Here is a 26170-nt window from a genome sequence, read left to right as displayed (position 1 = left end):
GGCCGAGCAGACCACCCCAGCCGCCCTCATGATCAGCGCCGGGCATACTCGCGGAAGCCGCGGCCCGTCTTGCGGCCCAGGCACCCCGCCGACACCAGGTGCTCCAGCAGCGGCGAGGGCGCCAGGCCCGGGTCGCGGAACTCCTTGTGCAGCACCTGCTCGATCGCCAGCGACACATCCAGGCCGACGACGTCCAGCAGCTCGAACGGGCCCATCGGGTACCCGCCGCCGAGCTTCATCGCGGTGTCGATGTCCGCCACCGTCGCGTAGTTCTCCTGGACCATCTTCACCGCGTTGTTCAGGTACGGGAACAGCAGGGCGTTGACGATGAAGCCGGCCCGGTCCCCGCAGTCCACGGCGTGCTTGCGCACCTTCGCGCACACCTCGCGGACCGTGGCGTGCACATCGTCCGAGGTCAGGACGGTACGAACGACCTCGACGAGCTTCATCGCGGGCGCCGGGTTGAAGAAGTGCATCCCGATCACGTCCCGCGGGCGCGAGGTCGCGCGGGCGATGGCGATGACGGGCAGCGAGGACGTCGTGGTGGCGAGCACCGCACCGGGCTTGCACACCTCGTCCAGCGCGGCGAAGAGCCGCTGCTTGACGGCGAGGTCCTCGGCGACCGCCTCCACGGCCAGGTCCACGTCGCCGAAGGCGTCGTACGAACCGGCCGGCGTCACCCGCGCGACGGCCGCGTCGCGCTGCTCCTGCGTCAGCCGTCCCTTGGCGACCGAACGGTCCAGCGACTTGGCCAGCTTGGCGACGGCCTGGTCGGCCTTCTCCTGCGAGCGGGCGGCCAGCACGACGTCGTAGCCGGCCTTCGCGAACACCTCGGCAATACCCGTCGCCATCGTGCCGGACCCGGCGACGCCCACGCTGCGGACGTCGCGGCCCGCGACACCGGCGGTCCCGGCGGTGTCCGGGGTCGAGGCGTCGGTGACGACGGCCTCGCTGCCGGGCGCCTCGTAGGTGTAGAAGCCGCGGCCCGACTTGCGACCCGACAGACCGGCCGCGGCCAGCTGGCCGAGGATCGGGGCCGGCGCGTGCAGCCGGTCGTGGGACGCCTCGTACATCGCCTCCAGGACGGTCTGCGCGGTGTCGATGCCGATCAGGTCGAGCAGCGCCAGCGGGCCCATCGGCAGGCCGCAGCCGAGCCGCATCGCGGCGTCGATGTCCTCGCGGGTCGCGTACTTCGACTCGTACATCGCCGCGGCCTGGTTGAGGTAGCCGAAGAGCAGGCCGTCGGCGATGAAACCGGGCCGGTCGCCGACCGGGACCGGCTCCTTGCCGAGCGCGCGCACCAGCGCGGTCACCGAAGCGGTCGCCTCCGGCGAGGTCAGGACGGTGGAGACCACCTCGACCAGCTTCATGGCGGGCGCCGGGGCGAAGAAGTGCAGCCCGAGGACGCGGTCCGGGCGCGAGGTGTGCGAGGCCAGCCGGGTCACCGACAGGGCGTTGGTGCCCGTCGCGATGATCGCGTCCGGCTTCACGATCAGGTCGAGCGCCTCGAAGACCGTCTGCTTGACCTCGAACTGCTCGTTCACGACCTCGATGACCAGGTCGGCCTCGGCGGCCGCCTGCAGATCGGAGAAGGTGCGGAACCGCGCGAGGGTGTCGGCGCGCTCGGCCTCGGTGATCCGGCCGCGCTCCACGGCGCGCGCCGTGGACTGGTCCAGGGCCGTGACGGCCGTGCGGGCGGCGGTGTCGTTGGTGTCGATGCCGATGACCTCATGGCCGGCGCGGGCCATGACCTCGGCGATTCCGGCGCCCATGGTGCCGAGGCCGACGACGGCGACGGTGGGAAGGACGAGGGAGGGCAGGGGACTGCTGCTGGACGGACGGTCCATCGCGAAACTCCAGATGCTGAGGAGACCGCGGCTGCCGGGAGGCGCGCGCGGCTGAGGAGTTGGTGGAGTCGCGGGCCACGGAGAAGGGGTGGATGCCCGCATGAGGTGAAGGGCGAGCCCTGTCCCGGGGCTGCGCCGCGATGGTGCCGAACCGACGTGATGTGGTGCCTGCTGCTGAGCGGTGGTGCGTGCTCGTACTGCGTGAGGGTGGTGCGTTCCGAGCTGTGCGCGGCGGCTGCGTCACCAGGCTGCCGTGCACGTTGGTCCGAGGGTAACCGGCCAGTAACCTACGCGCCAGACCACCGCCCATGTGATCTGTACCGCGTACAGATGAGCGCGCCGTAGGCTGAGCGGGTGGATTCCGCAGCGCGCGACGAACTGGCCGGCGTACTCACCGCACCGGGACAGCCCCTGGAAGCCAGGGAGGCCGCCGCCGTGGCCCTGGCCGGCGCGGGCGACCGGAGAGCCTTCGAGACCCTCGCCCTGCTGCTCAACTACCGCGAGCCCGCGCGGGCCGAGACCGCGGCCCGCGCGTTGGCCCGTCTGGGGGACCCCCGCACCGCGCGGGCCGCCGCCGCGCTCGCGACCAATCCGCTCCGGGTCGCCTACGCCGTACAGCCGATCCGGCTGCTGGTCGAACTGCGCGCTCCGGAATCCGTCCCCGCGCTCATCGAGACCCTGGACCGGCTGCTGGCCGAGCAGGCCCTCGGCTGGGACGCCGTTCCCGCCTGCGTGGAGGGGCTCGGCGAGCTCGGCGACCCCCGGGCCGCGACGGTCCTGCGCGCCGCGTGCGCGCATCCCCGGCTGCGCACCGCCGCCCGCGCGGCCCTCGAACGGATCGGCTGCTACGAGCCCGACGGGTCCGACGGGTCTTAGGAGGTGCCGCGGACGTAGCGCACCTCGCGCAGGAACACGTCGTCGTAGTCCTCCTGCTGTTCCGCGCCGTCGGCCACGAAGCCGGCCTTCTCGTAGAACCGCCGGGCGCGCGCGTTGTCGGCCAGTACCCAGAGCCGCAGGCGCGGGAAGCCGCGGTCCGCCGCCCGGGACAGCACCGCGCCGACGAGCGCGCGGCCGGCGCCGGTGCCGATCAGATCCGGGCGGACGTAGATCGCGTACAGCTCGCCGTCGCCCGGCTCGGCGTCCTCGCCCCGGTACGGGCCGTGGGCGGCCCAGCCGATGACCTCGGCCCCGTCGGCCGACACGAGGTTCTCCACCCGGCCGGTGTCGTTCGCGAACCACTCGCGGCGACGGGCCGCGTCCGCCGGCGCCGACATCGCGTCGAGGTAGCCCTGCGGCACGATGCCCGCGTACGCGCTCTGCCAGCCGCGCACCCGGATCGCGGAAACGGCGTCGATGTCGTCGCCGGTCATCACTCGAACATCGGTCATGGGCAGGAGACTAGAGCAGCGACAGCTGGGTGGGCGCGTCGACTTCCACCGGGGCGGCGGCGGGCGGGGGAACGGCTCGCAGGGCGCCGGAGCGGGCCGGGCCGATGCCGAACTCCGTCGCGAACTCGTGCACCTGACGGGTGATCCGCCGCTGGTACCACGTGGGGGCGTAGGAGCCGTCCGCGTAGAGCGCCTTGTAGCGGCCCAGCAGCCGCGGATGATGCACGGAGAGCCAGGCGAGGTACCACTCCCGGGCGCCCGGCCGCAGGTGGAGGACGAGCGGGGTGACGGAGGTCGCCCCGGACCGCGCGATGGCGTGGACGGCGGCGCGCAACTGCTCCGGTGAGTCACTGAGGTACGGCAGCACGGGCGCCATCAGGACGCCACAGGGGATGCCGTTCTCGTTCAGTGTCCGGCAGACCTCCAGCCGCTTGCCCGGGGACGGGGTGCCCGGTTCGACGGTGCGCCACAGCTCGCGGTCGAGGAAGCCGACGGAGACGGCCGTGGAGACCTCGGTGACCCGGGCCGCCTGCCGCAGCAGGTCCAGGTCGCGCAGGATCAGCGAGCCCTTGGTGAGGATCGAGAACGGATTGGCGTGGTCGCGCAGCGCGCCGATGATGCCGGGCATGAGCCGGTAGCGGCCCTCGGCCCGCTGGTAGCAGTCCACGTTGGTGCCCATGGCGATGTGCTGTCCCTGCCAGCGGGGCCCGGCGAGCTCCTTGCGCAGCAGCTCGGGCGCGTTCACCTTGACGATGATCTGCGAGTCGAAGTCGAGCCCGGTGTCGAGGTCGAGATAGCTGTGCGTCTTGCGGGCGAAGCAGTAGACGCAGGCGTGGCTGCAGCCCCGGTACGGGTTGACCGTCCAGTCGAACGGCATCTGCGAGGCGCCCGGTACGCGGTTCACGATCGAGCGGGCCCGCACCTCGTGGAAGGTGATGCCGCGGAATTCGGGGGTGTCGAAGGTCCTGGTGACCACGTCCGTCCCGAAGAGCGCGGGTGTGGTGGTGGCGGCCTCGTCGCGGCCCAGGTTGTCCCAGCGCATGACGCCCTCCTCAGTAGCTCCTCCATAGAATAGAACACATATTCGGTTAGCGGGTGTGGTTGGCTTGCCCGGCACATGCGGGCACGGACCGGAGGAGAAGAAATGGCGCAGGTGGAGGCCACCACCCAGCGGGTCATCGAGGCGGCACCGGAGCGGGTGTACGACGCTCTCGCGGACTACGCGGGCACCAGGAAGACCCTGCTTCCCGAGCAGTTCAGCGAGTACGAGGTCCGCGAGGGCGGCAGCGGCGCCGGCACGCTCGTGCACTGGAAGCTGCAGGCCACCAGCAAGCGCGTCCGCGACTGCCTCTTCGACGTCACCACGCCGACCACGGGGCAGCTGGTCGAGGCCGACCGCAACTCGTCCATGGTCACCACGTGGACGGTGACTCCGGCGGGCACCGGGCAGGCCAAGGTCGTCTCCACCACCACCTGGGACGGCGCCGGCGGTATCGGCGGCTTCTTCGAGCGGACCTTCGCACCCAAGGGCCTCGGCCGCATCTACGACGAGGTGCTCGCCAAGCTCGCCGCCGAGGTCGAGTCGGCCAAGTAGCCACGGCCGTCCCGTCGGGGCCGAGGTCGGGGTCGGGGAGAGCCGGAGCGAGGGGGCGGGGCGCGCAACAGCCCCCTTCGGGTTCGATCGTTCACTGGTACGGGTGGTTCTGCATCGCTTCGGAGAATCGTCGGGCTTGTTCGTCGTTGTCGCTTAATGCGGGAAATGGGCGACGAGTCAGGTGCGACGAGGGGAGCGGCACGTGGGCGGAACCACTCTGGCCGAACGGGCCGGTAGGTCCGGGCCGGCCGGGCCGGCGGGCAGCGGCACGCCATCACCCGGCCTCGAACCGGCCGATGCCCCGCCACCCGGCGCGAACGGCTCTGCTGGTTCGGCCACCGGCATCCCCCCGGCCGACCTGACCCCGCGCAGAGTGCGACTGGTCTTCCTCGGCCTGATGCTCACGCTGCTGCTCGCCGCCCTCGACCAGATGATCGTGGCGACCGCTCTCCCGAAGATCGTCGGAGAGCTGCACGGCCTGGAGAAGATGTCCTGGGCTGTCACCGCGTACCTGCTCGCGTCGACCATCGGCCTGCCGATCTACGGAAAACTCGGTGACCTCTTCGGCCGCAAGCGGGTCTTCCAGTTCGCGATCGTCGTCTTCGTCATCGGCTCCGCGCTGGCCGGCTGGTCGCGCACCATGGACCAGCTGATCGCCTTCCGCGCCGTACAGGGCGTCGGCGGCGGCGGGCTCATGATCGGCGTGCAGGCGATCATGGCGGACATCGTCCCGCCCCGCGAACGCGGCCGCTACATGGGCCTGATCGGCGCCGCCTACGGGGTGGCGTCCGTCGCCGGACCGCTGCTCGGCGGGTTCTTCACCGACCACACCTCATGGCGCTGGTGCTTCTACATCAACGTGCCGTTCGGCCTGTTCACCCTCGCCCTCATCACCGTCGTGCTGCGGCTGCCCCGGCCCACGATCCGGCCAAGGCTCGACGTGCTCGGTGCGCTGCTGCTCGCGGCCGGCTCCACCTGCCTGGTGCTGCTGACCAGTTGGGGCGGCACCACCTACGCCTGGCGCTCGGAGATGATTGTCGGCCTCGGCGCCGGCGCCCTCGCCAGCGCCGTGCTCTTCGTCCTGGCCGAGCACTTCGCGGCCGAACCCGTCATCCCGCTGCGGCTGTTCCGTGACGGCATCTTCAACGTCACCGCGCTGGTCGGCGCGGTCGTCGGCGTCGCGCTCTTCGGCGCCGCCAGCTACCTGCCGACCTTCCTGCAGATGGTCGACGGCGCCAGCGCCACCGGCTCCGGGCTGCTGATGCTCCCGATGATGCTCGGCGTCGTCCTCGCCTCCGTCGCCTCCGGCCAACTGATCAGCAGGACCGGCCGCTACAAGATCTTCCCGCTGCTCGGCGGCGCCCTGTCCGCGCTCGGCATGTGGCTGCTGTCCCTGCTCGACGCGGGCACCTCCCGCGTCGAGTACAGCGCCTTCATGGCCGTGCTCGGCCTCGGCATCGGACTCGTCCTGCCCGTCCTGGTGCTCGCCGTGCAGAACTCGGTACGTCCGGCCGACATCGGCGCCGCCACCAGCGCCAACAACTACTTCCGGCAGATCGGCGGATCCGTCGGCGCGGCCGTCTTCGGCACGCTGTTCGCCAACCGGCTGGCCGACCGGCTCGCCGTCGAACTCCCGCGCGGCGCCCGCCTGCCGGACCCCCAGTCGATCACCCCGCAACTGGTGCACACGCTGCCCGCGGCGCTGCGCGACGGCTACGTCCAGGCGTACGCGGAGGCCATGCCGCGGATCTTCCTGTACCTGGTGCCGGTGCTCGTCCTCGGCTTCCTGCTCGCATTCCTCCTGAAGGAGAAACCCCTGGTGACCCAGTACGGTCCCGTCTCCGATCCCGCCGTCCCCCCGGCCAGGACGGCCGTCGGCCGCACCGCCGACGCCGGGGGAGTCCCGGTCTGCGGCACGGTCCAGCACTCCGACGGCACCTCGGTGGGCCGCGCCGCGCTCACCCTGATCGACGTCACCGGCAGGCAGATCGGCCGCGGGGCGACCGGCGAGGACGGTCGGTACGCGCTCAGCACCCCCGGCACCGGCAGCTACGTGCTGATCGCGGCCGCGGGCGGCCACCAGCCGCAGGCCGTCAGCGTCACGGTCGGGGACCGGCCGGTCGAGCTGGACGTGGTGCTCGGCGGTGCGGGCCGGCTGGCCGGCACGGTGCACACCTCCGACGGCACCCCCGTCCGCGAAGCCATCGTCACGCTCACGGACGTACGCGGCGACGTCGTCTCCAGCACCCGCAGCGCCCGCGAGGGCAGCTACGTGCTGACCGATCTGGTGGCGGGCGAGTACACGCTGGCCGCCAGCGCGCCGGCCTACCGCCCCGCCGCGCTGCCGGTCTCCGTGCAGGCGGCCCGCGAGACCCGGCAGGACGTCGAGCTGGCCGGCGGCGCGGTGCTGCGCGGCACCGTTCGGGCGCCCGGCGGCCGGGTGGTCGAGGACGCCCGGGTCACCCTGCTGGACGCGGGGGGCAACGTGGTGGACTCGGTGACGACGGGGGCCGACGGCCACTTCCGCTTCGTCGATCTCGCGGCAGGGGAGTACACCGTGATCGCCGCCGGCTACCCGCCGGTGGCCACCGTCCTGCAGGTCACCGGCGGCGGTCGCACCGAACGCGACCTGCAACTGGGGCACGAGGACTGAGAGGGATCGACGGGGACACGACGGGGACGGGACCGGGGGCGCACATGGTGCGGAACTCCCTCGGCGCGTGGCGCGCCGAGGGAGGTGTGCGCCGGGCGGCGCCGGGCCGGCCGGCGCCCGGGACCAGTTGTCGCCGGGGGTCAGTCCTTCTTGCAGGGCGTCCCGCGGGACAGGGCGTAGCGCCCGCCTATCCGGTACGTCCCCGGCGCCGGCGCGTACAGCCGGGTCCAGTCGCCGGCCTCGGCCAGACAGCCGTGATCGGAGTCCGTGGCTCCCGCTATCGCGAGCCACGGCGACCACGGGATGCGCAGCAGCACCGGACCCGCCTTCGGGACCTCGACGACCAGCTCGGCCGGCCCCGCCTGGCGGACGATCGACGGCGGGTCGGCCATCGGCTCGGCCCCGGTCACGCTGTACAGGCGCCAGTGGTCGTCCTGCCAGACCGGCTGCAGCCAGGCGTGCCCGGCCGCGACGATCTTCGCCTCGGCGACGGCCGCGCCGTCCGGTTCGTCCGACGGCAGGACGACGTATCCGACGCCCCAGCGCTGCAGCCACGCCAGGTAGGTGGCCGGGGTGAGGGTGCCGTCGTAGAAGAGCGGGTTCCGCTCGACGTCCGCCTGCCGGTTCCAGCCGCGGGCGAGGTTGACGTGCGGGGCTATCCCCGACGCCTCCCAGTGCGAGCGCAGCGGAACGACCTCGACCCGGCCCCGGTCGGCCCCGACCCGGGCCAGCTCGTCTATGAGTCCCTGGGCGTGCTCGATGGTCGCGGTCACCGGCGCGGTGTTGACCAGGTCGGTGACGGGCTTGGCGACCTGCCAGACCGCGATGGCGGTGAACGCCGCGAAAATGACGAGGGTCTTGCGGCCCCGATCGGTCCGCCCGACCGCGGCCGCGAGCAGCGCGGTGCCGCCGAAGAGCAGCGAGAGCCGCTCGACATTGCTGCCGATCGGCGACGGTATCGCCCAGGTCAGCACTATGCCCGCGGAGTAGACCCACGATCCGGTGCGCAGGGTGCGCCAGGAGCGCGGTACCAGCAGCGCCACCAGTACGGCGGCGGCCAGCGGCAGCGCGGCGAAGTACCAGGTGAACGGCTGCACCCCGTAGAAGGGGAACAGCAGCGAGGTGCCGCCGACCACGATCGGCGGGCTCGCGGCCAGGATGTACGCGTGCTTGCGCCGTCCGGTGAGGAACAGGGCGGCCGCCAGGACCTCGATGAACAGCCCGGCCACCGGGCTGCACATGGTGGCAAGCCCGCCCAGCGCGGAGGCCCCGATGATGCGCGAGTTCCGCTGGTCCTCGTCGGGGAAGACCAGGGCGGTGGCGGCGAGCGCGAAGAGCATCCCGAGCGCGAAGGTCACCCGGCCCGACGCCACGTCGCACCAGAGCGCGAACGCCGTCCACAGCGCGGGCAGCATCGGCCGTCTGATCCGGTACCGGACCAGCAGATACGCGGCGACCGTCGCCGAGAGCGTGCCCGCGATCACCGCGGTCGTGCGGACACCGAGCCACGCCATGATGTAGGGCGACAGGATGCTGTACGAAGCGGGATGCATCCCGCCGTACCAGGAGAGGTTGTACGCCGAGTCCGGGTGCTCGCGTATGAAGTCGGTCCACGCGAACTGGGCGGCCATGTCCCCGGCGTCCTTGGCCAGGAACAGTGCCCACACGATGTGCAGCACCGCCGCGAACAGCGTTGCGGCCATCACGGGCCGGCGTGGATCGGCTAGCCGGAGAAAGGACTTGGGACGCTTTGCGGCGGCCCAGCCCGCGGTCTCCCAGGTGGTCACGGTGTCTCTTCCAGTCGCGGGTCCTACGTGCTCCGGCTTGGATCCCCACCCGGCCGGAGTCGAACTCGCACCACGGATCTGGAGTTCGAACAGAGAGGAAGGACGCTAGCACGTGCCGAGGGGGGCGCTCACGCGCGGGCGTGCGCCCGGATTCGGGCTTTGCCCTTCGCGGGACCCTGTTCCGGCCGTACGGTGGTACCGGTGCCGCAGATCTTGCACCGGGGTGGGACATCCCGACCGCTCCTGTGAAGCGGCTCCGAGGGAAGGAGCCCACCCAGCCATGGACCGCCGCATTCCTCCGGGGCTGTCCGGACGGATCCCGCTCGCGGTGATCGTCGTGGACGGCGCGGGACTCGTATCGCACTGGAGCACCGGTGCGCGCAAACTCTTCGGCTGCTCCAAGGAAGAGGCCGTCGGCCGCCCCGCGGTGGACCTGCTCCCGGTCTCCGGCGCTCTGAACAGCGACATCGCGGACGCCGCCGGGCCGGACGACTTCGGGCCCGAGCTGGACGCCTCGCTCAGCGGCGAGACCTCGTACCCGACCGCGGGCCGGGCCCGGCTCTTCGACGACTGCCACGGCGGCGGCGCGGACCGGGAGGGCGGGGCCGTGGACGTCCTGTGGTGGGCGTACCCGCTCGTCGGCCCGGGTCCCGAGCGGTTACTGGTCCTCGCCGCCGACGCGGCTCAGCTGGGCTCCTCGCCGGATCCCGAACCGGGCCAGGACGCGGAGGTCGGCGCTGACGCCGGTACGGAGGCCGCGGAATTCGAACGGATCGCGCCCGGTTTCGCCCTGCACACCGAGTTCTCCGGCGCCGACCAGCTCGCCAAGCGGCTGCCCGAGATCCTGCCGAGCATGAACCCGGCGGAGAGCGCCCGGATCGTCTCCCAGGTGCTGGAGCTGGGCTATCCGGTGCTGGAGTTCAGCCGGCACGACCGGGTGCCGGTCACCCCGGACTGGGGCGTGCCCAGGCGTGACGAGCGGCGGGCCAGGCGGCGTGCCGCCGCGGCGGCCGCCCAGCTCGACCCGCAGGCCGCGGCCCCGGCCGACCTGGCGCCGGACCTGGAGTACGCCGCGGTGCGCGAGCACCTCGAATTCCTCAACGAGGTCAGCGCTCGCATCGGCACCTCGCTGGACCTGGCCCGCACCATCCAGGAGGTCAGCGCGGCCGTCGTGCCGCGCTTCACCGACGTCGCGGGCGCCTATCTGCGCGAACAGGTGCTCGCGGGCGAGGGGTTCCCGGACGGGCCGCCCGACGTCACCACCATGTGGTACCGGGTGGCCCTCGAGCACACCGACGAGCCGGGGCGCTGGGACGACGTGGTGCCGGTCGGCGAGTCGATGCCGTTCCCCGAGCACACCCCGTTCTTCCAGTGCATGACCAGCGGACAGCCGGTGCTCGTGCCGCGGATCACGGAGCAGATGGGCAACGCGATCGCCGCGCAGTTCGAGAAGCGGGACATCAGCCCGCTGATCAACAACCGGTCGATGCTCGTGGTGCCGCTCAAGGCCCGCAACGTGGTGCTCGGTTTCATGATCCTGCTGCGTCACCAGGAGCGGCCGGTCTTCAACGACATGGACAAGGCGACGGGCGCGGAGTTCGCCGCCCGTGCCGGCCTCGTGCTGGACAACGCGCGCATGTACACCTACCAGGAGAACGTCGCCGACACCCTCCAGGACAGCATGCTGCCCCGCATCACCCCGCGGATGCCGGGCTGTGACGTGGCCACCCGCTATCTGCCCGGGACACGGCTGGGCCGGGTCGGCGGTGACTGGTTCGACACGATCAAGCTGGCCGGCTCGCGGCTGGCGCTCGTCGTCGGCGACGTCATGGGGCACGGGCTGAACTCGGCCGCGATGATGGGCCAGTTACGCACCGCCGTGCAGACCATGGCGGCGATGGGCATGCCCCCCGCCCAACTGCTGCGCAATCTCGACGATCTGGCGCAGCGTCTCGGCGAGCACTACCTGGCCACCTGTCTGTACGCCGTGTACGACCCGATCGAGTCCGAGCTGATGATCTCCAACGCCGGGCACATCCCGCCGGTCCTGGTGCGGGCGGCCGACGGGCGCAGCGAGCTGCTCGACGTGCCGACCGGCGCCCCGATCGGGGTGGGCGGCGTCCCGTTCGAGACGGTCACGGTGCGGGTCGCGCAGGGCGACCGGCTGGTGCTGTGCACCGACGGGCTGGTCGAGGTGCGCGGGCAGGACATCGGCACCGGGCTGGCCGCGCTGTGCGAGAGCGCCGCGCATCCCGCGGCGTCGATGGACGACGCCTGCGACACGATCATCCGCGCGCTCAACCCGCGCGGCGGCCGCAAGGACGACGTCGCCCTGCTGATGGCCCGGCTCAACGGCATCCCGCGGTCGGACGTGGCGACATGGCAGCTGGCCCGCCACCCGCGCGAGGCCGCGCGCGCCCGCCTGCTGACCCGCGAGACGCTGCTCGACTGGGGTCTGGAGGAGGTCACCGAGACCGCGGAACTGCTGGTCGGCGAGGTCGTCACCAACGCGATCCGGCACGCGGCCACCAGCCAGGTCGAGCTGCGGCTGGTGCGGGCCGACGCCCTGTTGTGCGAGGTCACGGACGACGACCACGCGGTCCCCGTCCTGCTGAACACCGGTTCTGAGGACGAGTACGGGCGGGGCATGGGCATAGTGAGCAGGCTGGCGCGGCAGTGGGGTACGAGCCGTACGGCGCAGGGCAAGACGGTCTGGTTCGAGCAGACGCTGCCGCGGTCGTCGCGGCGGCGGCGCTGACGGGCCGGCGGCCGGGCTGTTCAGCGCCGGGCCGTCGGGCTCTTCATCGCCGGGCCGCCGGGTTGCCGGTTTGCCGCGTTCCGAGCCGCCGCTCTTGCCGAGACACCGAGTCACTGAGGTTTCGTCGGATCCTGGGGAGTCCCGAAATGAACGTGCCCGGCACCTACACGCAGGCCTGGGAGAGCTTCTGGCGCGATGCGCCCACCGCGCCGGGGGCGGTGTTCTGGGACGCGGACGCGTCCCTCACCGCCGAACTGCAGGTGCCGCTCTTCGAGCCGTACTTCGACGCCGGCCTCCCGGTCGTCGACTTCGGCTGCGGCAACGGCACCCAGACCCGATATCTCGCACAGCGCTACGACCGGGTGGTCGGCGTGGACCTGTCCGAGGCGGCGATCGGCCACGCGCGCCGCGCGGACCCGCACGGCGTCGCCGAGTACCAGCAGGCCGACGGCGCCGACGCGCACACGACACGCCGGCTGCACGCGGAGATCGGTGACGCGAACGTCTACCTGCGCGGCGTGCTGCACCAGTGCGAACCCGCGGACCGGGCGCCGCTGATCGAGGGCGTCGCGGCGCTGCTCGGTGAGCGCGGGCGGGTGTTCGCGGTGGAACTGGCCGAGGCCGCGAAGGGCGTCCTGATGGGCCTGGCCCAGGGACCCGGCGGTCCGCCGCCGAAGCTGGGGGCGGTCTTCGCACACGGCCTCACACCGGGCGAGGTGGCCGACGAGGCGGTCCCCGGCTACTTCCGGGCGGCGGGCCTGCAGCTGCTCGCGGGCGGCGAGCAGCTGCTGACGACGACGGAGTTCCGTTCCGACGGCACGCGCATCGAACTGCCGTCGAAATGGCTGGTGGCGGGGGTTGCGGGGTAGGATCTGTCCGGGTTTGTAGAGGTCTAGACCGCTGTAGTTGTCCACAGGCCTGGTAGGCGATGCCCAAAACCGCGTAGCGTTGCCTCGCATGAAGATCCTGATCTCGGCGGACATGGAGGGCGCCACCGGCGTCACCTGGCCTGCCGATGTGCTGCCGGGAAGCGAGCAGTGGCAGCGCTGCCGCCATATGTTCACGTCCGACGTGAATGCCGCCATCGCCGGGTTCTTCGACGGCGGAGCCGATCAGGTCCTGGTGAACGAGGCGCACTGGACCATGCGCAACCTGCTGCTGGAGAAGCTCGACGAGCGCGCCGAGATGCTCACCGGCCGGCACAAGGACCTGTCGATGGTCGAGGGCGTGCAACAGGGCGACGTCGACGGCATCGCGTTCGTCGGCTACCACACGGGCGCCGGGACCGAGGGAGTCCTCGCGCACACCTATCTCGCCAACTCGATCACGGGCGTGTGGGTCAACGGCGAGCCCGCGAGCGAGGGGCGGCTGAACTCGCTGGTGGTCGCCGAGTACGGTGTGCCCGTGATCCTGGTGACCGGCGACGACCGTACCGGCATCGACGCGCACGGCTACGCCCCGGGGGCCCGTACGGTCGCGGTGAAGGACTATGTGTCGCGGTACGCGGCGGTCTGCCGGCCTCCGGCCAGGACCGCCGCGGACATCCGGGCCGCGGCGAAGGAAGCGGCGGCCCTCGCGGTGCGCCATGAGCCCGAGCAGGCCGGGCCGTTCCACGTCGAGCTCGAGTTCGATGCCGTACATCTTGCCGGGGCCGCCACGGTGGTACCCGGCGTGGCGCGGACCGGCGAACGCCGGGTCGGCTACACATCACCGACCATGTACGAGGGAATCCGCGCTTTCAAGGCGGTCACCACGCTCGTGTCGGCAGCGGTGGAGGAACAGTATGGCTGAGCAAGCGGTCTTCGAATCGGTCGGCCTGGGGGTGGATCAGCAGGCACTGGATGAGGTGGTGCGCTTCACCTCCGACCTGATCCGGATCGACACGACCAACCGCGGCGGCGGCGACGGCAACGAGCGGCCGGCCGCCGAGTACGTCGCCGCGCTGCTGGCCGACGCCGGGATCGAGCCCACGATCCTGGAGTCCGCCCCCGGCCGTACCAATGTGGTGGCTCGTATCGAGGGCAGCGACCCCGGTGCCGACGCGCTCCTGGTCCACGGGCACCTGGACGTCGTCCCGGCCGAGCCCGACGACTGGAGTGTGCACCCCTTCTCCGGCGAGATCCGCGACGGAGTGGTCTGGGGCCGCGGCGCCGTCGACATGAAGAACATGGACGCGATGGTCCTGGCCACGGTCCGGGCCATGGCCCGCACCGGACGCCGCCCGGCCCGGGACATCGTGCTCGCGTTCACCGCGGACGAGGAGGACAGCGCCGCCTACGGCTCCGGCTTCCTTGCCGACCAGCATGCCGAGCTCTTCGAGGGCTGTACCGAAGGCATCAGCGAGTCGGGCGCCTTCACCTTCCACGCGGGCGGCGGCATGCGGCTGTACCCGGTGGCCGCTGGGGAGCGCGGCACCGCCTGGCTCCGGCTGACGGCGCACGGCAAGGCCGGGCACGGCTCCAAGGTCAACCCGGCGAACGCCGTCAGCAGGCTGGCCGCGGCCATCGCGCGGATCGGCGAACACGACTGGCCGGTCCGGTTGACCGCCACCGTGCGCGCCTCGCTGACCGAACTCGCCGTACTGCACGGCATCGAACCCGACCTGGACGATGTGGACGGGCTGCTCGGCAAGCTCGGCCCGTCCGCCGCGCTCGTCGAGCCGACGGTCCGCAACAGCGCCAACCCGACGATGCTGCAGGCCGGCTACAAGATCAACGTCATTCCCGGGACTTCGACCGCCTATGTGGACGGACGGATGCTGCCGGGCGGCGAGGCCGAGTTCACCGAGACCATGGACCGGCTCACCGGCCCGGACGTCGAGTGGGAGTTCCACCACCGCGAGGTGCCGCTCCAGGCCCCGGTGGACTCGCCGACGTACGCGGCGATGCGCGAGGCCCTGGAGCACTTCGACCCGGATGCCCATGTCGTCCCGTACTGCATGTCGGGCGGCACGGACGCCAAGCAGTTCTCCCGGCTCGGCATCACCGGCTACGGCTTCTCCCCGCTGAAGCTGCCCCCGGGCTTCGACTACCAGGCGCTCTTCCACGGAGTGGACGAGCGCGTGCCGGTCGAGGCGCTGCACTTCGGCGTCCAGGTGCTGGACCGCTTTCTGACCTCCTCCTCAGGGAAGGCACCGGAATGACCCAGGACGTCCCGTACGGAGCCTGGCCGTCGCCGATCGGCGCGGCGACGGCCGCCTCCCACGACGGCAGCCCCGAATTCGTGGGCGTCGTCGGGGACGAGGTCTGGTGGACCGAGCCGCGCCCCGCCGAGGGCGGGCGCCGCGCGCTGGTCCGGCGGCTCGGGGACGGCACCGAGCAGTGCCCGCTGCCCGCACCGTGGAACGTCCGCAGCCGCGTCATGGAGTACGGCGGGCGGCCGTGGGCCGGCACACCGGGGGCGGACGGCCCGCTGATCGTCTTTGTGAACTTCGCCGATCAGCGCCTGTACGCCTACCGTCCGGGTGCCGAACCGCGGCCGCTGACGCCGGTCTCGGCGGTGGGCGACGGTCTGCGGTGGGTGGATCCGCAGATCCACCAGGACCGCGGTGAGGTCTGGTGCGTCCTGGAGGAGTTCACCGGCGACGGCCCGTCCGATCTGCGGCGCGTCATCGCCGCCGTTCCGCTGGACGGTTCGGCCGCCACCGACCGCGCCGCGGTGCGCGAACTGACCGACGACACCCACCGGTTCGTCACCGGCCCCCGGCTCTCGCCGGACGGACGGCAGGCCGTGTGGATCGCCTGGGACCATCCGCTGATGCCCTGGGACGGCACGGAACTCCAGCTCGCGCAGGTCGGGGAGGACGGCGCCTTCACCGGCGTGCGCACTCTCATCGGCGGCCCGACCGAGTCGGTCGCGCAGGCCGAGTGGGCCCCGGACGGCACCCTGGTCGCCGCCACGGACCGCACCAGCTGGTGGAATCTGCACCGCGTCGACACCAGCACCGGCGACGCCGTCAATCTCTGCCCGCGCCAGGAGGAGTTCGCCGGCCCGCTGTGGAAGCTCGGCTACCGCTGGTTCGCGCCCGTCGGCGAGGGACTGCTCGCGGTTCTGCACGGCGTCGGGGCCCAGCGGCTGGCGATACTCGACCCGGCCACCGGCGAACTGGTCGACGTCCCGGGCCGCTGGACGGAATGGACCGCCGGCCTCGCCACGTCCGGTACCCGGGTGCTGGGCGTGGCCGCGAGCGCGCGCTCCTCGTTCGAGATCGTCGAAGTGGACACCAGCACCGGGCACCCACGGGTCATCGGCTGCGCGCACCAGGACACCGTGGACCCCGCGTACGTGCCGGAGCCCACCGCCCGGACCTTCACCGGACCCGACGGGCGCGAGGTGCACGCGCAGGTGTACCCGCCGCGGAACCCGGCGGCCGGCGCGCCGGCGGGGGAGCTCGCGCCCTACGTGATCTGGGCGCACGGCGGCCCCACCAGCCGGGTGCCGATGGTCCTCGATGTGGAGATCGCCTACTTCACCTCGCGCGGCATCGGTGTCGCGGAGGTCAACTACGGCGGCTCCACCGGCTACGGCCGCGCCTACCGCGAGCGGCTCCGCGAGCAGTGGGGCGTCGTGGACGTCGAGGACTGCGCCGCCGTCGCGCGGGCGCTTGTCGACGAGGGCACCGCGGACGGGGCCCGGCTCGCGATCCGCGGCGGCAGCGCGGGTGGCTGGACCACCGGTGCCTCGCTCACCACCACCGACCTGTACGCCTGCGGCACCATCAGCTACCCGATTCTGGACCTCACCGGCTGGTCGGCCAACGGCGAGACGCACGACTTCGAATCGCGGTACCTGGAGTCCCTCGTCGGCCCGCTCGCCGAGGTCCCCGACCGGTACCACGACCGTTCGCCGGTCAACGGCGCCGACCGCGTCACCGCACCGTTCCTGCTGCTGCAGGGGCTGGACGACGTGATCTGCCTGCCCGTGCAGTGCGAGCGCTTCCTGGAGCGGATCGCCGGACGGGGCATCCCGCACGCCTACCTCACCTTCGAGGGCGAGGGCCACGGATTCCGCCGCCAGGACACGATCGTCGCCTGTCTGGAGGCCGAACTCTCGCTCTACGGGCAGGTCTTCGGCTTCGTGCCGCCCGGCGTCCCGCAGCTGAAGCTCACCACATGACGCGGCCCGGCATGGAGCCCCTGAGCCGCGCGCGCCGGCTCGTTCCCGGCGACCGGGTCGCCGTCGTCGCCCCCAGCGGCCCCGTCCCGCGCGAGCGGCTCGACGCCGGGCTGGACATCCTGCGCGGCTGGGGCCTCGACCCGGTCGTCGGGCCGCATGTCCTGGACGAGCACCCGTACCTGGAGTACCTGGCCGGCGCGGACCAGGACCGTGCCCGGGACCTCCAACAGGCGTGGTGCGACCCGTCGGTGGCCGCGGTGATCTGCGCCCGCGGCGGTTACGGCGTCCAACGGATGGTCGACCTGCTGGACTGGGACGCCATGCGGGCCGCGGAGCCGAAGGCGTTCATCGGCTACAGCGACATCACCGTGCTGCATGAGGCGTTCGCGACCCGGCTCGGGCTGGCCACGCTGCACGGCCCGATGGCCGGGGCCGCCACCTTCCTCAAGGACGACCCCACCCAGGAGCACCTGCGCCGCACCCTGATGGATCCCGCGACCGTCCAGGTCCTCGGCTCGCCCGCCGCCCGCACCATGGTCCCCGGCCGGGCCCGCGGCCGTACCCTCGGCGGTACCCTCTGCCTGCTCGCCGCGGACCTCGGCACCCCGAGGGCCCGGCCCGGCGCCGCCGGTGGGATCCTGCTCCTGGAGGACACCGGCGAGGAGCCGTACCGGCTGGACCGCTACCTCACGCAACTGCTGCGCTCCGGATGGCTGGACGGTGTCGCCGGCATCGTGCTGGGCTCGTGGGCGGAGTGCGGCCCCTACGAGGCCATACGTCCGCTGCTGCTCGACCGGCTCGGCGAACTGGGGGTGCCGATCCTGGAGGAGCTGGGGTTCGGCCACTGCGACTCCACCATCACCGTCCCCCTCGGCCTGCCCGCAGTCCTGGACGCCGACGCCCGCACCCTGACCATCGAGGTCCCGGCACTCCTTACAGACCGCTGACGGCCCGGCCGGGTCACGCCGTCAGGACCGGCCGTGCCCGTAGCGTCGGAGCATGCTGACACTTGTCACCGGCGGCGCGGGCTTCATCGGCTCGCACATCGTGACCACCCTCCTCACAGCCGGACACGACGTGCGCGTCCTGGACGCGCTGCTCCCGGCCGCCCACGGCGACCACGCCGAACCTCCCGCCCTCCCGGCGGGAGCCGACTGGCGGCGGGCCGACGTCCGGGACCGCGCGGCCGTCGAGGACGCGCTGCGCGGGGTGGACGCGGTGTGCCATCAGGCCGCGATGGTCGGACTCGGCAAGGACTTCGCCGACGCGCCCGACTACGTCAGCTGCAACGACCACGGCACGGCGGTGCTGCTCGCCGCCATGGCCGCCACCGGTGTGCGGTCCCTGGTGCTGGCCGGTTCCATGGTGGTCTACGGCGAGGGCCGGTACTCCTGCGCGCGGCACGGCGTCGTCCGCCCCGGCCCGCGCCGGATCGCCGACCTCGACGCGGGCCGCTTCGAACCGCCCTGCCCCCAATGCGGCGACCCGCTCGACCCCGGCCTGGTCACCGAGGACGCCCCCACCGACCCGCGCAATGTCTACGCCGCCACCAAGCTCGCGCAGGAACATCTGGCCGCCGCGTGGGCCCGCGCGGCCGGCGGCCGCGCGGTGTCCCTGCGGTACCACAACGTCTACGGTCCCGGGATGCCGCGCGACACCCCGTACGCGGGGGTCGCGGCGCTCTTCCGTTCCGCCCTGGCCCGCGGTGAAGCCCCGCGCGTCTTCGAGGACGGCGCGCAGCGGCGGGACTTCGTGCACGTACGCGATGTCGCGGCCGCCAACGCGGCCGCCCTCGGTGCGCTCACCGACGGACCCTCCGGCGGGCTGCGGACGTACAACGTCGGTAGCGGCACCGTCCACTCGGTGGGCGACATGGCCGCCGCCCTCGCCTCGGCCACCGGCGGCCCCGGACCCGTCACGACGGGCGAGTACCGGCTCGGCGACGTCCGGCACATCACGGCCTCGTCCGCGCGTATCCGCACCGAACTCGGCTGGGCGCCGGCCGTCGGTTTCACGGACGGCATGCGGGACTTCGCCCACGCAGAGCTGCGGGCCACCGCGGCGCCCGCGCCCGCACGGGCCTGACGTCAGCCCGAGGCGGCCGGCAGGACGACCTCGAAGCGGCAGCCGCCCGGTACGTTGCTGACCGCCGCGTGGCCGGCGTGGGCCTCGACGATGCCGCGGACGATGGCGAGGCCGAGTCCGGCTCCCGCGGGAGGCGTTCTGGCTCCGGTGCCGCGCCAGCCGGTGTCGAAGACCCGGGGAAGGTCGTCGGCGGGGATGCCGCCGCAGCCGTCGGTGACGGAGAGGACCACGGAGTCGGCATCGCGGTGCGCCGAGACGGCGACCGTTCCGTCGGCCGGCGTGCGGTGGATGGCGTTGGCCAGCAGGTTCGCCAGCACGCGCGTCATCTCGCGGCCGTCGACCTCCACCGGCACGGACTCGACACCGTCCCCGATCAGCCGGACCCCGTGCTCGCGGGCGAGCGGATTGGCGCCGGCGATGGCGTCGCCCACCAGGTCGTAGACAGACATCCGGGACGGGGCCAGGGCCAGCACCCCCGCCTGGATGCGGGAGAGTTCGAAGAGGTCGCCGACCATGCCGCTGAGACGTTCCACCTCGGTCCTGATCTGCGCGTGATAGCGCGCGGGGTCCTCCGCTATGCCGTCCTCCAACGCCTCGGCCATGGCGCGTAGCCCGGCCAGAGGGGTGCGCAGGTCGTGCGAGATCCAGGCCACCAGTTCCCGGCGGGACGCCTCCAGCGCGCGTTCCCGTTCCCGCGACGCGGCGAGCTTCTCGCTGGTGGCGGCCAGCTCGCGGCCCAGATCGGCGAGTTCGGCGGTCGGCGGCCCGGCCGGCGCGGCGAAGATGTCGCTGTCGCCGAAGTCGCGGGTGGCGCTCGCCAGCGCGCGGCTGCCCGCGACGACCCTGCGGCCGAGCAGCAGGCTCACGGCCAGTGAGACGACGGCGGCCATCGCGCACACCGTTATGACGACGCCGAGGTCGTGGGAGGACAGGAACATCGCCCAGGCGACCGAGAGCGTCCCGGCGAGCATCGCCGCCACCGTGACGGCGGCGACCACAGCGAGCGACAGCGCCACCGACCGGTTCCGCAGCAACCGCAGTGCCAGCGCGCCGAGGAGTCCGGCGGCCGCGGCGCCGACGGCCGCGTAGGCCGCGATCAGCAGGACATCATGCATCGGGATTCACCGTTTCCTGTACTGCTGCCGGTGCGGCATCGGGTGCGGGTCCGCCGGGCGGGTCGAAGCGGTAGCCGACGCCCCAGACCGTGCTGATCAGCAGCGGCCGGGCCGGATCGTCCTCGACCTTCTCGCGCAGCCGCCGCACATGCACGGTGACGGTCGACAGATCGCCGAACTCCCAGCCCCACACCCGCCGCATCAGCTCCTCGCGCCCCAGGACCCGCCCGGGGTGCCGGAGGAAGAACGCGAGCAGGTCGAACTCGCGGATCGTCAGCGCGAGTTCCGCCTCGTCGCGGGTGGCGCGCCGGGCGGCCGGGTCCAGGGCGAGCGGCCCCGACCGCAGCCAGGGGCCGTCGGGCGCCGGCGTCCCGGCGCGGCGCAGTACCGACTCCACGCGCAGTACCAGCTCGCGCGGGCTGAACGGCTTCGTGACGTAGTCGTCCGCGCCGACCTCCAGACCGAGGATCCGGTCGTCCTGGTCGCCGCGGGCGGTCAGCATCACGACCGGGACGGGGCCGCGCTCGCGTATCCGCCGGCACACCTCCAGCCCGTCCAGGCCGGGCAGCATCAGGTCGAGCACGACGAGGTCAGGGCGGACGGCGGCGGCACGGGCCACTGCGGTCGGTCCGTCGGCGGCCCGGTCCACGACGAAGCCCGCGCGGTGCAGGTATCCCGCGACGACTTCGGCCACGGTCGGATCGTCGTCCACGACGAGGATGCGGCGTTGTGCGGGGTCGGTGGTCACGCTTCGAGTCTGGCACCGGGCGGCGGCACCGTGCCCCCGGACGGGGCTCCGGGGGGTCGACGTCCGTGTTTCGTAAGGATCCAAAGTCCGGAATGTCGGTCTCTCATTCGTAAGGTGAAGAGCGTGACCAACCCACCGACACCGCCCGTCGACGTCGTACTGCCGTGCCTGGACGAGGCCGGGGCCCTGCCCTGGGTACTGGAACGGATTCCGTCCGGCTGGCGGGCGATCGTCGTCGACAACGGCTCGACCGACGGCTCCGCCGCCCTGGCGTCCTCCCTCGGCGCGACGGTGGTCCGCGAGCCGGTGCGGGGCTTCGGCGCCGCCTGCCACGCCGGACTGCTCGCCGCGACCGCCGACATCGTCTGCTTCTGTGACTGCGACGCCTCCCTCGACCCCGCCCTGCTGCCGTCCGTCGCGGACCCGGTGCTGCGGGGTGATCTCGACCTGGTGCTCGGCCGCCGCCGGCCGACCGCCCGTGGCGCCTGGCCGCCGCACGCCCGGCTCGCCAACCTCGAACTGGCCCGGCGGATCCGCCGCCGCACCGGCCTGCGGCTGCGCGACCTCGGCCCGATGCGGGCCGCCCGGCGTGAGGCGCTGCTCGGCCTGGAGCTGACCGACCGCCGGTCCGGCTACCCGCTCGAAATGCTGGTCAGAGCGGCCGACGCCGACTGGCGGATCGCCGAGACCGACGTCCCCTACGCACCCAGGACCGGCCGCTCCAAAGTGACCGGCACCTGGCGCGGGACCTGGCAGGCGGTCAGCGACATGAGCGCCGTGCTGCGGCAGCCGCCGGTGGGCACGGCGAGGGACGAGCGGACCGCCGCGGTCGCCCGGACCGCACGATGACGGGCGCGACGGGCACGCCGGGTGTGACGACGCTGCTGGTGATCGCCAAGGAACCGGTACCGGGACGGGTCAAGACCCGGCTCACGCCGCCGTACTCGCCGCGGCAGGCGGCCGCGCTGGCCGAGGCCGCACTCGTCGACACCCTGGAAGCGGTGCTGCGCGCCCCGGCCCGGCGGCGGGTCCTGGTCCTCGACGGCGCGCCCGGCGCGTGGCTGCTGCCTGGCTTCGAGATCGTTCCGCAGGCGGCCGGCGGCCTGGACGAGCGGCTGGCGGCGGCGTTCGCCGGCTGTACCGGGCCGACGCTGCTCGTCGGCATGGACACCCCGCAGCTCACCCCGGCCCTGCTGGGGCCGGCGCTGCGGCCGGACGCCTGGCTCGGCTGCGACGCGTGGTTCGGTCCCGCGGAGGACGGCGGCTTCTGGGCACTGGGCCTCGCCGAACCGGATCCCTCGCTGTTCCCCGGAGTGCCCATGTCGACCGACCGGACCGGTGAGATCCAGCGCCGCCGCCTCACCGACGCCGGGCTGCGCGTCCGTGACCTGCCAGGACTGCGCGACGTGGACACGGCCGCCGACGTCGCCGAGGTCGCCGCCCGCGCACCCGGTTCACGTTTCGCCGCCGCACTGCGGGCGGCCGGGCCTTCGATTGCGCCCCCGAAGATTCCCGGCGCTGCGCACATGCCGGCGCCCGCGAGTCGCGTCGGCGCCGGCCGGACGGCGGTCCGGTGACGGCCGTGGACGGAGCGACCGCGACGATCGCGCAGCGGCCCGGCGCCCCCGCCCCCTGGATCGACGATCCGTACGCGCACGCGATCCGCTCCGGGCGGGGGCCGCTGTTCCTGCGCAGGGCCGACGGCTGGCTGCTGCCCCTGGACGTGGAGCGGTGGTGCGCCGCGCCGGATGCCGCCGACACCGCGCTGCTGTACCGGTGCCGGCGCGGCCCGGTACTCGACATCGGCTGCGGGCCCGGCCGTCTGGTGGCGGCGATCGCGGCCACCGGGGTCCCGGCGCTCGGGGTCGATGTCAGCCCCGCGGCCGTGGCCCGCACCCGGGACAGCGGGGGAGCGGTGCTCTGCCGGTCGGTCTTCGACCGGCTGCCGGCGGAGGGCCGCTGGGGCACGGCGCTGCTGATCGACGGCAACGTCGGCATCGGCGGCGACGCCCGGGCACTGCTGGCCCGGGTCGGTGAACTGGTCGCCCCCGGCGGCCGGTTGCTCGTCGAGGCCGCGGCCTACGACGTCGACGAGCGTTTCACCGTCCGGGTGGAGGACGGCCGGGGCCGGTACGGCCGGGACTTCCCGTGGGCGCGGCTGGGAGCGGCCGCGCTGCGGTCGGCCGCCGACAGCACGGGATGGACGACGGTCGAGGAGTGGTCGGTGGACGGCCGCCACTTCGTCGAGCTGTGGCGCTGCTGAACCCCACGGCCCGGACGGGCCTCAGTCGCGGCGCCGGGCGCCGGCACCGAGCCTGACCTCACGCCCACGTACGGTCCAGGAAGTCCGCGATCAGCGGTGCGATCTCCCCGACGCACTCCTCCAGCGCGAAGTGCCCGGTGTCGAAGGAGTGGACCTCGGCGTCCGGCACATCGCGCAGGAACGCGTGCGCTCCGGCCTCCACGAAGATGGCGTCGCGGTTTCCCCACAGCACCAGCGTCGGCGGCTGGTGCTTGCGCAGCCACGCCTGCCACTGCGGGTACAGCTCGACGTTGCTGTGGTAGTCGTAGGCCAGCTGCAGCTGGATCACGTCGCGCCCCGGCAGGTCGAGGAAGTGCTGGTCCAGGACCCAGCCCTCGGGGGCGACGGTTGACGCGTCGGTGGTGCCGCCCTCGTACTGGCTCCGGGTGAAGGCGGGGGTCAGCATCTGGCGCATCCGCTCCTCGGAGCCCTCGCTCTCGGGGCGCTCGGAGACGAAGGCGAGGGCAATCGGGCTGAGCCCCTCCTCGTAGGCGTTGCCGTTCTGCACCACCAGGCCGGCGATCCACTCCGGGTGGCGGGTGGCGAGGCGGAAGCCGACCGGGGAGCCGAAGTCGAAGGCGTAGAGCGTGAAGCGGCGCAGCCCGAGGGCCTCGCAGAAGCCTTCCACGACATCGGCGAGCAGGTCGAAGGTGTAGGTGAGGGACGCCGGCGCGTCGCTGTGCCCGAAGCCCGGATAGTCGGGGGCGATCAGGTGGTACTGGCCGCCGAGCGCGTCGATGAGCCGCCGGTACTGGTGCGAGGCGGACGGGAAGCCGTGCAGCAGGAGCAGTGTCGGGGCGTCCGGGTCGCCGGCCTCGCGGTAGAAGACGCGTACTCCGTCCACATCGACAAACCGGTGTGCCACCCGGGGAAGTTCCAGAGCCGTCATCGCGTGTGCCTCCCATGCGTGTCGGCGGGACTGTTCCGCCGACACGCACATGCTAATGGTTGAGAGGCGATCTATGCATTAGTTTTTATGAAGAGGTCGAGATCGGGATCGGCGCAGCGCCGCCCACCCGGCTGCCAGGGCGGTCAGCACGGCCACCACCCCCAGCACGATCAGCGTGTTGCGGGGATAGTCCAGCGGAAGCACCGATGGGTTGGACGTCGCGCTCGGCCGCAGCAGGAACGGCAGCGCCACGGCGGTCAGGCAGGCGGCGACGATCAGCCCGCCGCGCACCGGCCGCCGCACGCGCGGCGGGAGCCACCGGGAGAGCAGCGCGCCGACGCCCAGAACGACCGGCGCCAGCAACGCGTCGTGCAGCACGATGGCGCCGGCCAGCCAGATCAGTACATCGACCGGCGCCCGCACCTGACTGTTCGTCAACAGCTGTACGGCGCCGAGACCCATCGCCGCGACACCCACCGCGCCGAGCGCGATACGAGCCTTCATGCCAGCACCTCCAGCCGGGAGACCCACTTCGTCTGCAGTACGCCGGGCCGGTTCGGCGCGATGATCCGGGCCGGGAAGCCGTGGTCCATGGAGAGCGGCGCGCCGTTCAGCGAGAGCGCCAGCAGTGTCAGCGGATCGCGTGCGTACGAGGCGCCCATCTCCATCACCGAGTAGGCGCCGCCCTGTTGCAGGGAGACCACCCGGAGCCGCGCCCCGTGCGGGGCGCCCGCCCGGTCCAGCAGATCGCGCACCCGCACGCCCTCCCAGTGCGCGTTCCTGCTCCAGCCCTCGACGCACGCGATCGGCAGCAGCGAGGTGTGCTGCGCCAGGGCGCGCAGTTCGGGCAGCGTCAGCTCGTACGGTCGCGGCCCGGCCACCCGCAGCCGCCAGTCCGCCAGCCGCGCGGTGGTGATCCCGGCCGCGGCCGCCGTCCTGTTGACGGGCAGTCCCTGCGGGCCGTGGTCGGGATGGCGCGGCGCGAGCAGGTCGAAGTCCTTCAGCGGGGTGAAGGACTGTCCGACGGTCGTCAGCGTGACCGCCCCGACCGCCGCGCCGACCCCCAGTACGAACGCCCGCCGGTCCGGACCGTCCGCCGCGGGCAGTTGCGCGGTGCCGGCCGACCGCCGCGACCAATGGGCCGCGATGACGGGTGCCTTCACCGCCAGATGCAGCAGCAGCGCGCCGATCGCGACCCAGGCCAACGCCCAGTGCACGGGCACGAAGTTCCACGGCCACGGGTACCACTGCAGCGTGTTCAGCAGCCCGGTGAGCAGCTGCAGCAGCACCGTCCCCACCAGCACCGCGATCGACAGCCGCTCCAGCGCTTTGCCCACCGACCGGGCCGGCGGCCAGGCGAAGAGCCGCGGGTACACCGTCCACAACTTGGCGAACAGCAGCGGTATCGCCGCAATGCCGCTCGCCACGTGCAGCCCCTGGGTGAGCCGGTAGCCCCACGACGGGCGGCTGGGCAGCCAGTCGGCCGCCCAATCGGGCGGATGCTGCAGATAGTGGCTGATCAGGCCGGTCACGAAGCAGACCGCGATGGCCGCGCCCAGCGCGCGGCCGACCACCGTGGCCGTCCGCGCGTCGTGCAGCCGCCCGGTGAACGCTCCCTCGCGCAGCGGACCCCGGCGCAGCCGGGCCGGCGGATCGTGGAGCGCGAACCGCGCACGGCCATGAACCGGCGGGCTGCTCGGCGGGTCGCTCCGGGGGCTTGGAGGCTTCGGGGGACGCTCCCCGTCTGATGGATTCTGCATGGCTCCATCACACCCCCGGCCAGGGCCTCAACAGGCGGGGCGACTCCTTACGGAATGCGGACGGGGCGCCGCCCCTTCACGAATTGCCGGCGTGGTGCTGGCGTGGTGCCGACGCGGTGCCGACGGGGT

At 72.8% G+C, this 26170-nt stretch carries 22 protein-coding genes; 13 read left to right on the top strand and 9 right to left on the bottom strand.

Annotated elements, in window-relative coordinates; genetic code table 11:
- Positions 1-32: 32 nt before the first annotated feature.
- Complete coding sequence (locus AC07DC_RS06520; RefSeq protein WP_478912367.1) at positions 33-1847, bottom strand: 3-hydroxyacyl-CoA dehydrogenase family protein; 1815 nt, start codon at positions 1845-1847, stop codon at positions 33-35.
- Positions 1848-2201: 354 nt separating this feature from the next.
- On the opposite strand from AC07DC_RS06520, the gene AC07DC_RS06515 reads away from it, so the two are divergent.
- Complete coding sequence (locus tag AC07DC_RS06515) at positions 2202-2723, top strand: HEAT repeat domain-containing protein (protein ID WP_478912365.1); 522 nt, start codon at positions 2202-2204, stop codon at positions 2721-2723.
- Here AC07DC_RS06515 and AC07DC_RS06510 read toward each other — a convergent pair.
- Both AC07DC_RS06510 and AC07DC_RS06505 read right to left on the bottom strand, forming a co-directional pair.
- Positions 2720-3235 carry an N-acetyltransferase family protein gene (locus AC07DC_RS06510; protein WP_478912363.1) on the bottom strand — a complete coding sequence of 172 codons (516 nt, stop codon included), beginning with the start codon at positions 3233-3235 and terminating at the stop codon, positions 2720-2722. The genes AC07DC_RS06515 and AC07DC_RS06510 overlap by 4 nt on opposite strands.
- A 10-nt stretch (positions 3236-3245) precedes the next feature.
- Positions 3246-4277: an Rv2578c family radical SAM protein gene (locus AC07DC_RS06505; RefSeq protein WP_478912362.1), complete on the bottom strand. Its 1032-nt coding sequence runs from the start codon at positions 4275-4277 to the stop codon at positions 3246-3248.
- 102 nt (positions 4278-4379) lie between these two features.
- On the opposite strand from AC07DC_RS06505, the gene AC07DC_RS06500 reads away from it, so the two are divergent.
- The gene (locus AC07DC_RS06500) at positions 4380-4829 is read left to right on the top strand and encodes an SRPBCC family protein (RefSeq protein WP_478912360.1); all 450 of its coding nucleotides are present in this window, start codon (positions 4380-4382) and stop codon (positions 4827-4829) included.
- A 202-nt stretch (positions 4830-5031) separates the two neighbouring features.
- A complete protein-coding gene (locus AC07DC_RS06495; RefSeq protein WP_478912358.1) occupies positions 5032-7482 on the top strand; it encodes an MFS transporter in 2451 nt (816 codons plus the stop codon).
- A gap of 140 nt (positions 7483-7622) precedes the next feature.
- On the opposite strand, the gene AC07DC_RS06490 is transcribed toward AC07DC_RS06495, so the two are convergent.
- Positions 7623-9185, bottom strand: coding sequence for an MFS transporter (locus AC07DC_RS06490; RefSeq protein ID WP_478912356.1), 1563 nt, complete (start codon positions 9183-9185; stop codon positions 7623-7625).
- A 364-nt stretch (positions 9186-9549) separates the two neighbouring features.
- On the opposite strand from AC07DC_RS06490, the gene AC07DC_RS06485 reads away from it, so the two are divergent.
- From AC07DC_RS06485 to AC07DC_RS06455, 7 genes are all read left to right on the top strand, one after another.
- A complete protein-coding gene (locus tag AC07DC_RS06485) occupies positions 9550-12027 on the top strand; it encodes an ATP-binding SpoIIE family protein phosphatase (RefSeq protein ID WP_478912354.1) in 2478 nt (825 codons plus the stop codon).
- A gap of 146 nt (positions 12028-12173) precedes the next feature.
- Positions 12174-12896, top strand: coding sequence for a class I SAM-dependent methyltransferase (locus AC07DC_RS06480; protein WP_478912352.1), 723 nt, complete (start codon positions 12174-12176; stop codon positions 12894-12896).
- 88 nt (positions 12897-12984) lie between these two features.
- Complete coding sequence (locus tag AC07DC_RS06475; RefSeq protein ID WP_478912351.1) at positions 12985-13818, top strand: M55 family metallopeptidase; 834 nt, start codon at positions 12985-12987, stop codon at positions 13816-13818.
- Complete coding sequence (locus AC07DC_RS06470; RefSeq protein WP_478912349.1) at positions 13811-15169, top strand: M20/M25/M40 family metallo-hydrolase; 1359 nt, start codon at positions 13811-13813, stop codon at positions 15167-15169. Before AC07DC_RS06475 ends, AC07DC_RS06470 begins: the two co-directional genes overlap by 8 nt.
- Positions 15166-17142, top strand: coding sequence for a prolyl oligopeptidase family serine peptidase (locus AC07DC_RS06465; protein WP_478912347.1), 1977 nt, complete (start codon positions 15166-15168; stop codon positions 17140-17142). Before AC07DC_RS06470 ends, AC07DC_RS06465 begins: the two co-directional genes overlap by 4 nt.
- On the top strand, positions 17139-18089 hold the full coding sequence (locus AC07DC_RS06460) for a S66 peptidase family protein (RefSeq protein ID WP_478912346.1): 951 nt from the start codon (positions 17139-17141) through the stop codon (positions 18087-18089). Before AC07DC_RS06465 ends, AC07DC_RS06460 begins: the two co-directional genes overlap by 4 nt.
- Before the next feature lie 52 nt (positions 18090-18141).
- Positions 18142-19227 (top strand): NAD-dependent epimerase/dehydratase family protein, encoded by a 1086-nt coding sequence (locus tag AC07DC_RS06455; protein ID WP_478912344.1) that lies wholly within the window; start codon positions 18142-18144, stop codon positions 19225-19227.
- Between the two features lie 2 nt (positions 19228-19229).
- Here the strand turns inward: AC07DC_RS06455 and AC07DC_RS06450 are convergent, their stop codons facing one another.
- Entirely contained in the window at positions 19230-20342 is a 1113-nt protein-coding gene (locus tag AC07DC_RS06450; RefSeq protein ID WP_478912342.1) for a sensor histidine kinase, read from the bottom strand.
- Positions 20335-21090 carry a response regulator transcription factor gene (locus tag AC07DC_RS06445; RefSeq protein WP_478912340.1) on the bottom strand — a complete coding sequence of 252 codons (756 nt, stop codon included), beginning with the start codon at positions 21088-21090 and terminating at the stop codon, positions 20335-20337. Before AC07DC_RS06445 ends, AC07DC_RS06450 begins: the two co-directional genes overlap by 8 nt.
- 114 nt (positions 21091-21204) lie before the next feature.
- Between AC07DC_RS06445 and AC07DC_RS06440 the strand changes: the two genes are divergently transcribed.
- Genes AC07DC_RS06440 through AC07DC_RS06430 form a run of 3 tightly spaced genes read left to right on the top strand, consistent with a single transcriptional unit; the run spans position 21205 to position 23353 of the window.
- Entirely contained in the window at positions 21205-21939 is a 735-nt protein-coding gene (locus AC07DC_RS06440; RefSeq protein ID WP_478912338.1) for a glycosyltransferase family 2 protein, read from the top strand.
- Positions 21936-22667, top strand: a complete 732-nt coding sequence (locus AC07DC_RS06435; protein WP_478912336.1) for a TIGR04282 family arsenosugar biosynthesis glycosyltransferase — start codon at positions 21936-21938, stop codon at positions 22665-22667. Before AC07DC_RS06440 ends, AC07DC_RS06435 begins: the two co-directional genes overlap by 4 nt.
- Before the next feature lie 5 nt (positions 22668-22672).
- On the top strand, positions 22673-23353 hold the full coding sequence (locus tag AC07DC_RS06430) for a methyltransferase domain-containing protein (protein ID WP_478912334.1): 681 nt from the start codon (positions 22673-22675) through the stop codon (positions 23351-23353).
- A gap of 58 nt (positions 23354-23411) precedes the next feature.
- Here AC07DC_RS06430 and AC07DC_RS06425 read toward each other — a convergent pair whose 3' ends face one another.
- From AC07DC_RS06425 to AC07DC_RS06415, 3 genes are all read right to left on the bottom strand, one after another.
- Positions 23412-24281 (bottom strand): alpha/beta fold hydrolase, encoded by an 870-nt coding sequence (locus AC07DC_RS06425; RefSeq protein WP_478912332.1) that lies wholly within the window; start codon positions 24279-24281, stop codon positions 23412-23414.
- A gap of 78 nt (positions 24282-24359) precedes the next feature.
- On the bottom strand, positions 24360-24785 hold the full coding sequence (locus AC07DC_RS06420) for a hypothetical protein (protein ID WP_478912330.1): 426 nt from the start codon (positions 24783-24785) through the stop codon (positions 24360-24362).
- Entirely contained in the window at positions 24782-26041 is a 1260-nt protein-coding gene (locus tag AC07DC_RS06415) for a molybdopterin-dependent oxidoreductase (protein WP_478912329.1), read from the bottom strand. Before AC07DC_RS06415 ends, AC07DC_RS06420 begins: the two co-directional genes overlap by 4 nt.
- Positions 26042-26170 lie beyond the last annotated feature (129 nt).

Source organism: Streptomyces sp. NPDC045021, from assembly GCF_056432645.1.
Note: the sequence above shows the minus strand (reverse complement) of the source record. Positions and strands in the feature narration are given on the sequence as shown.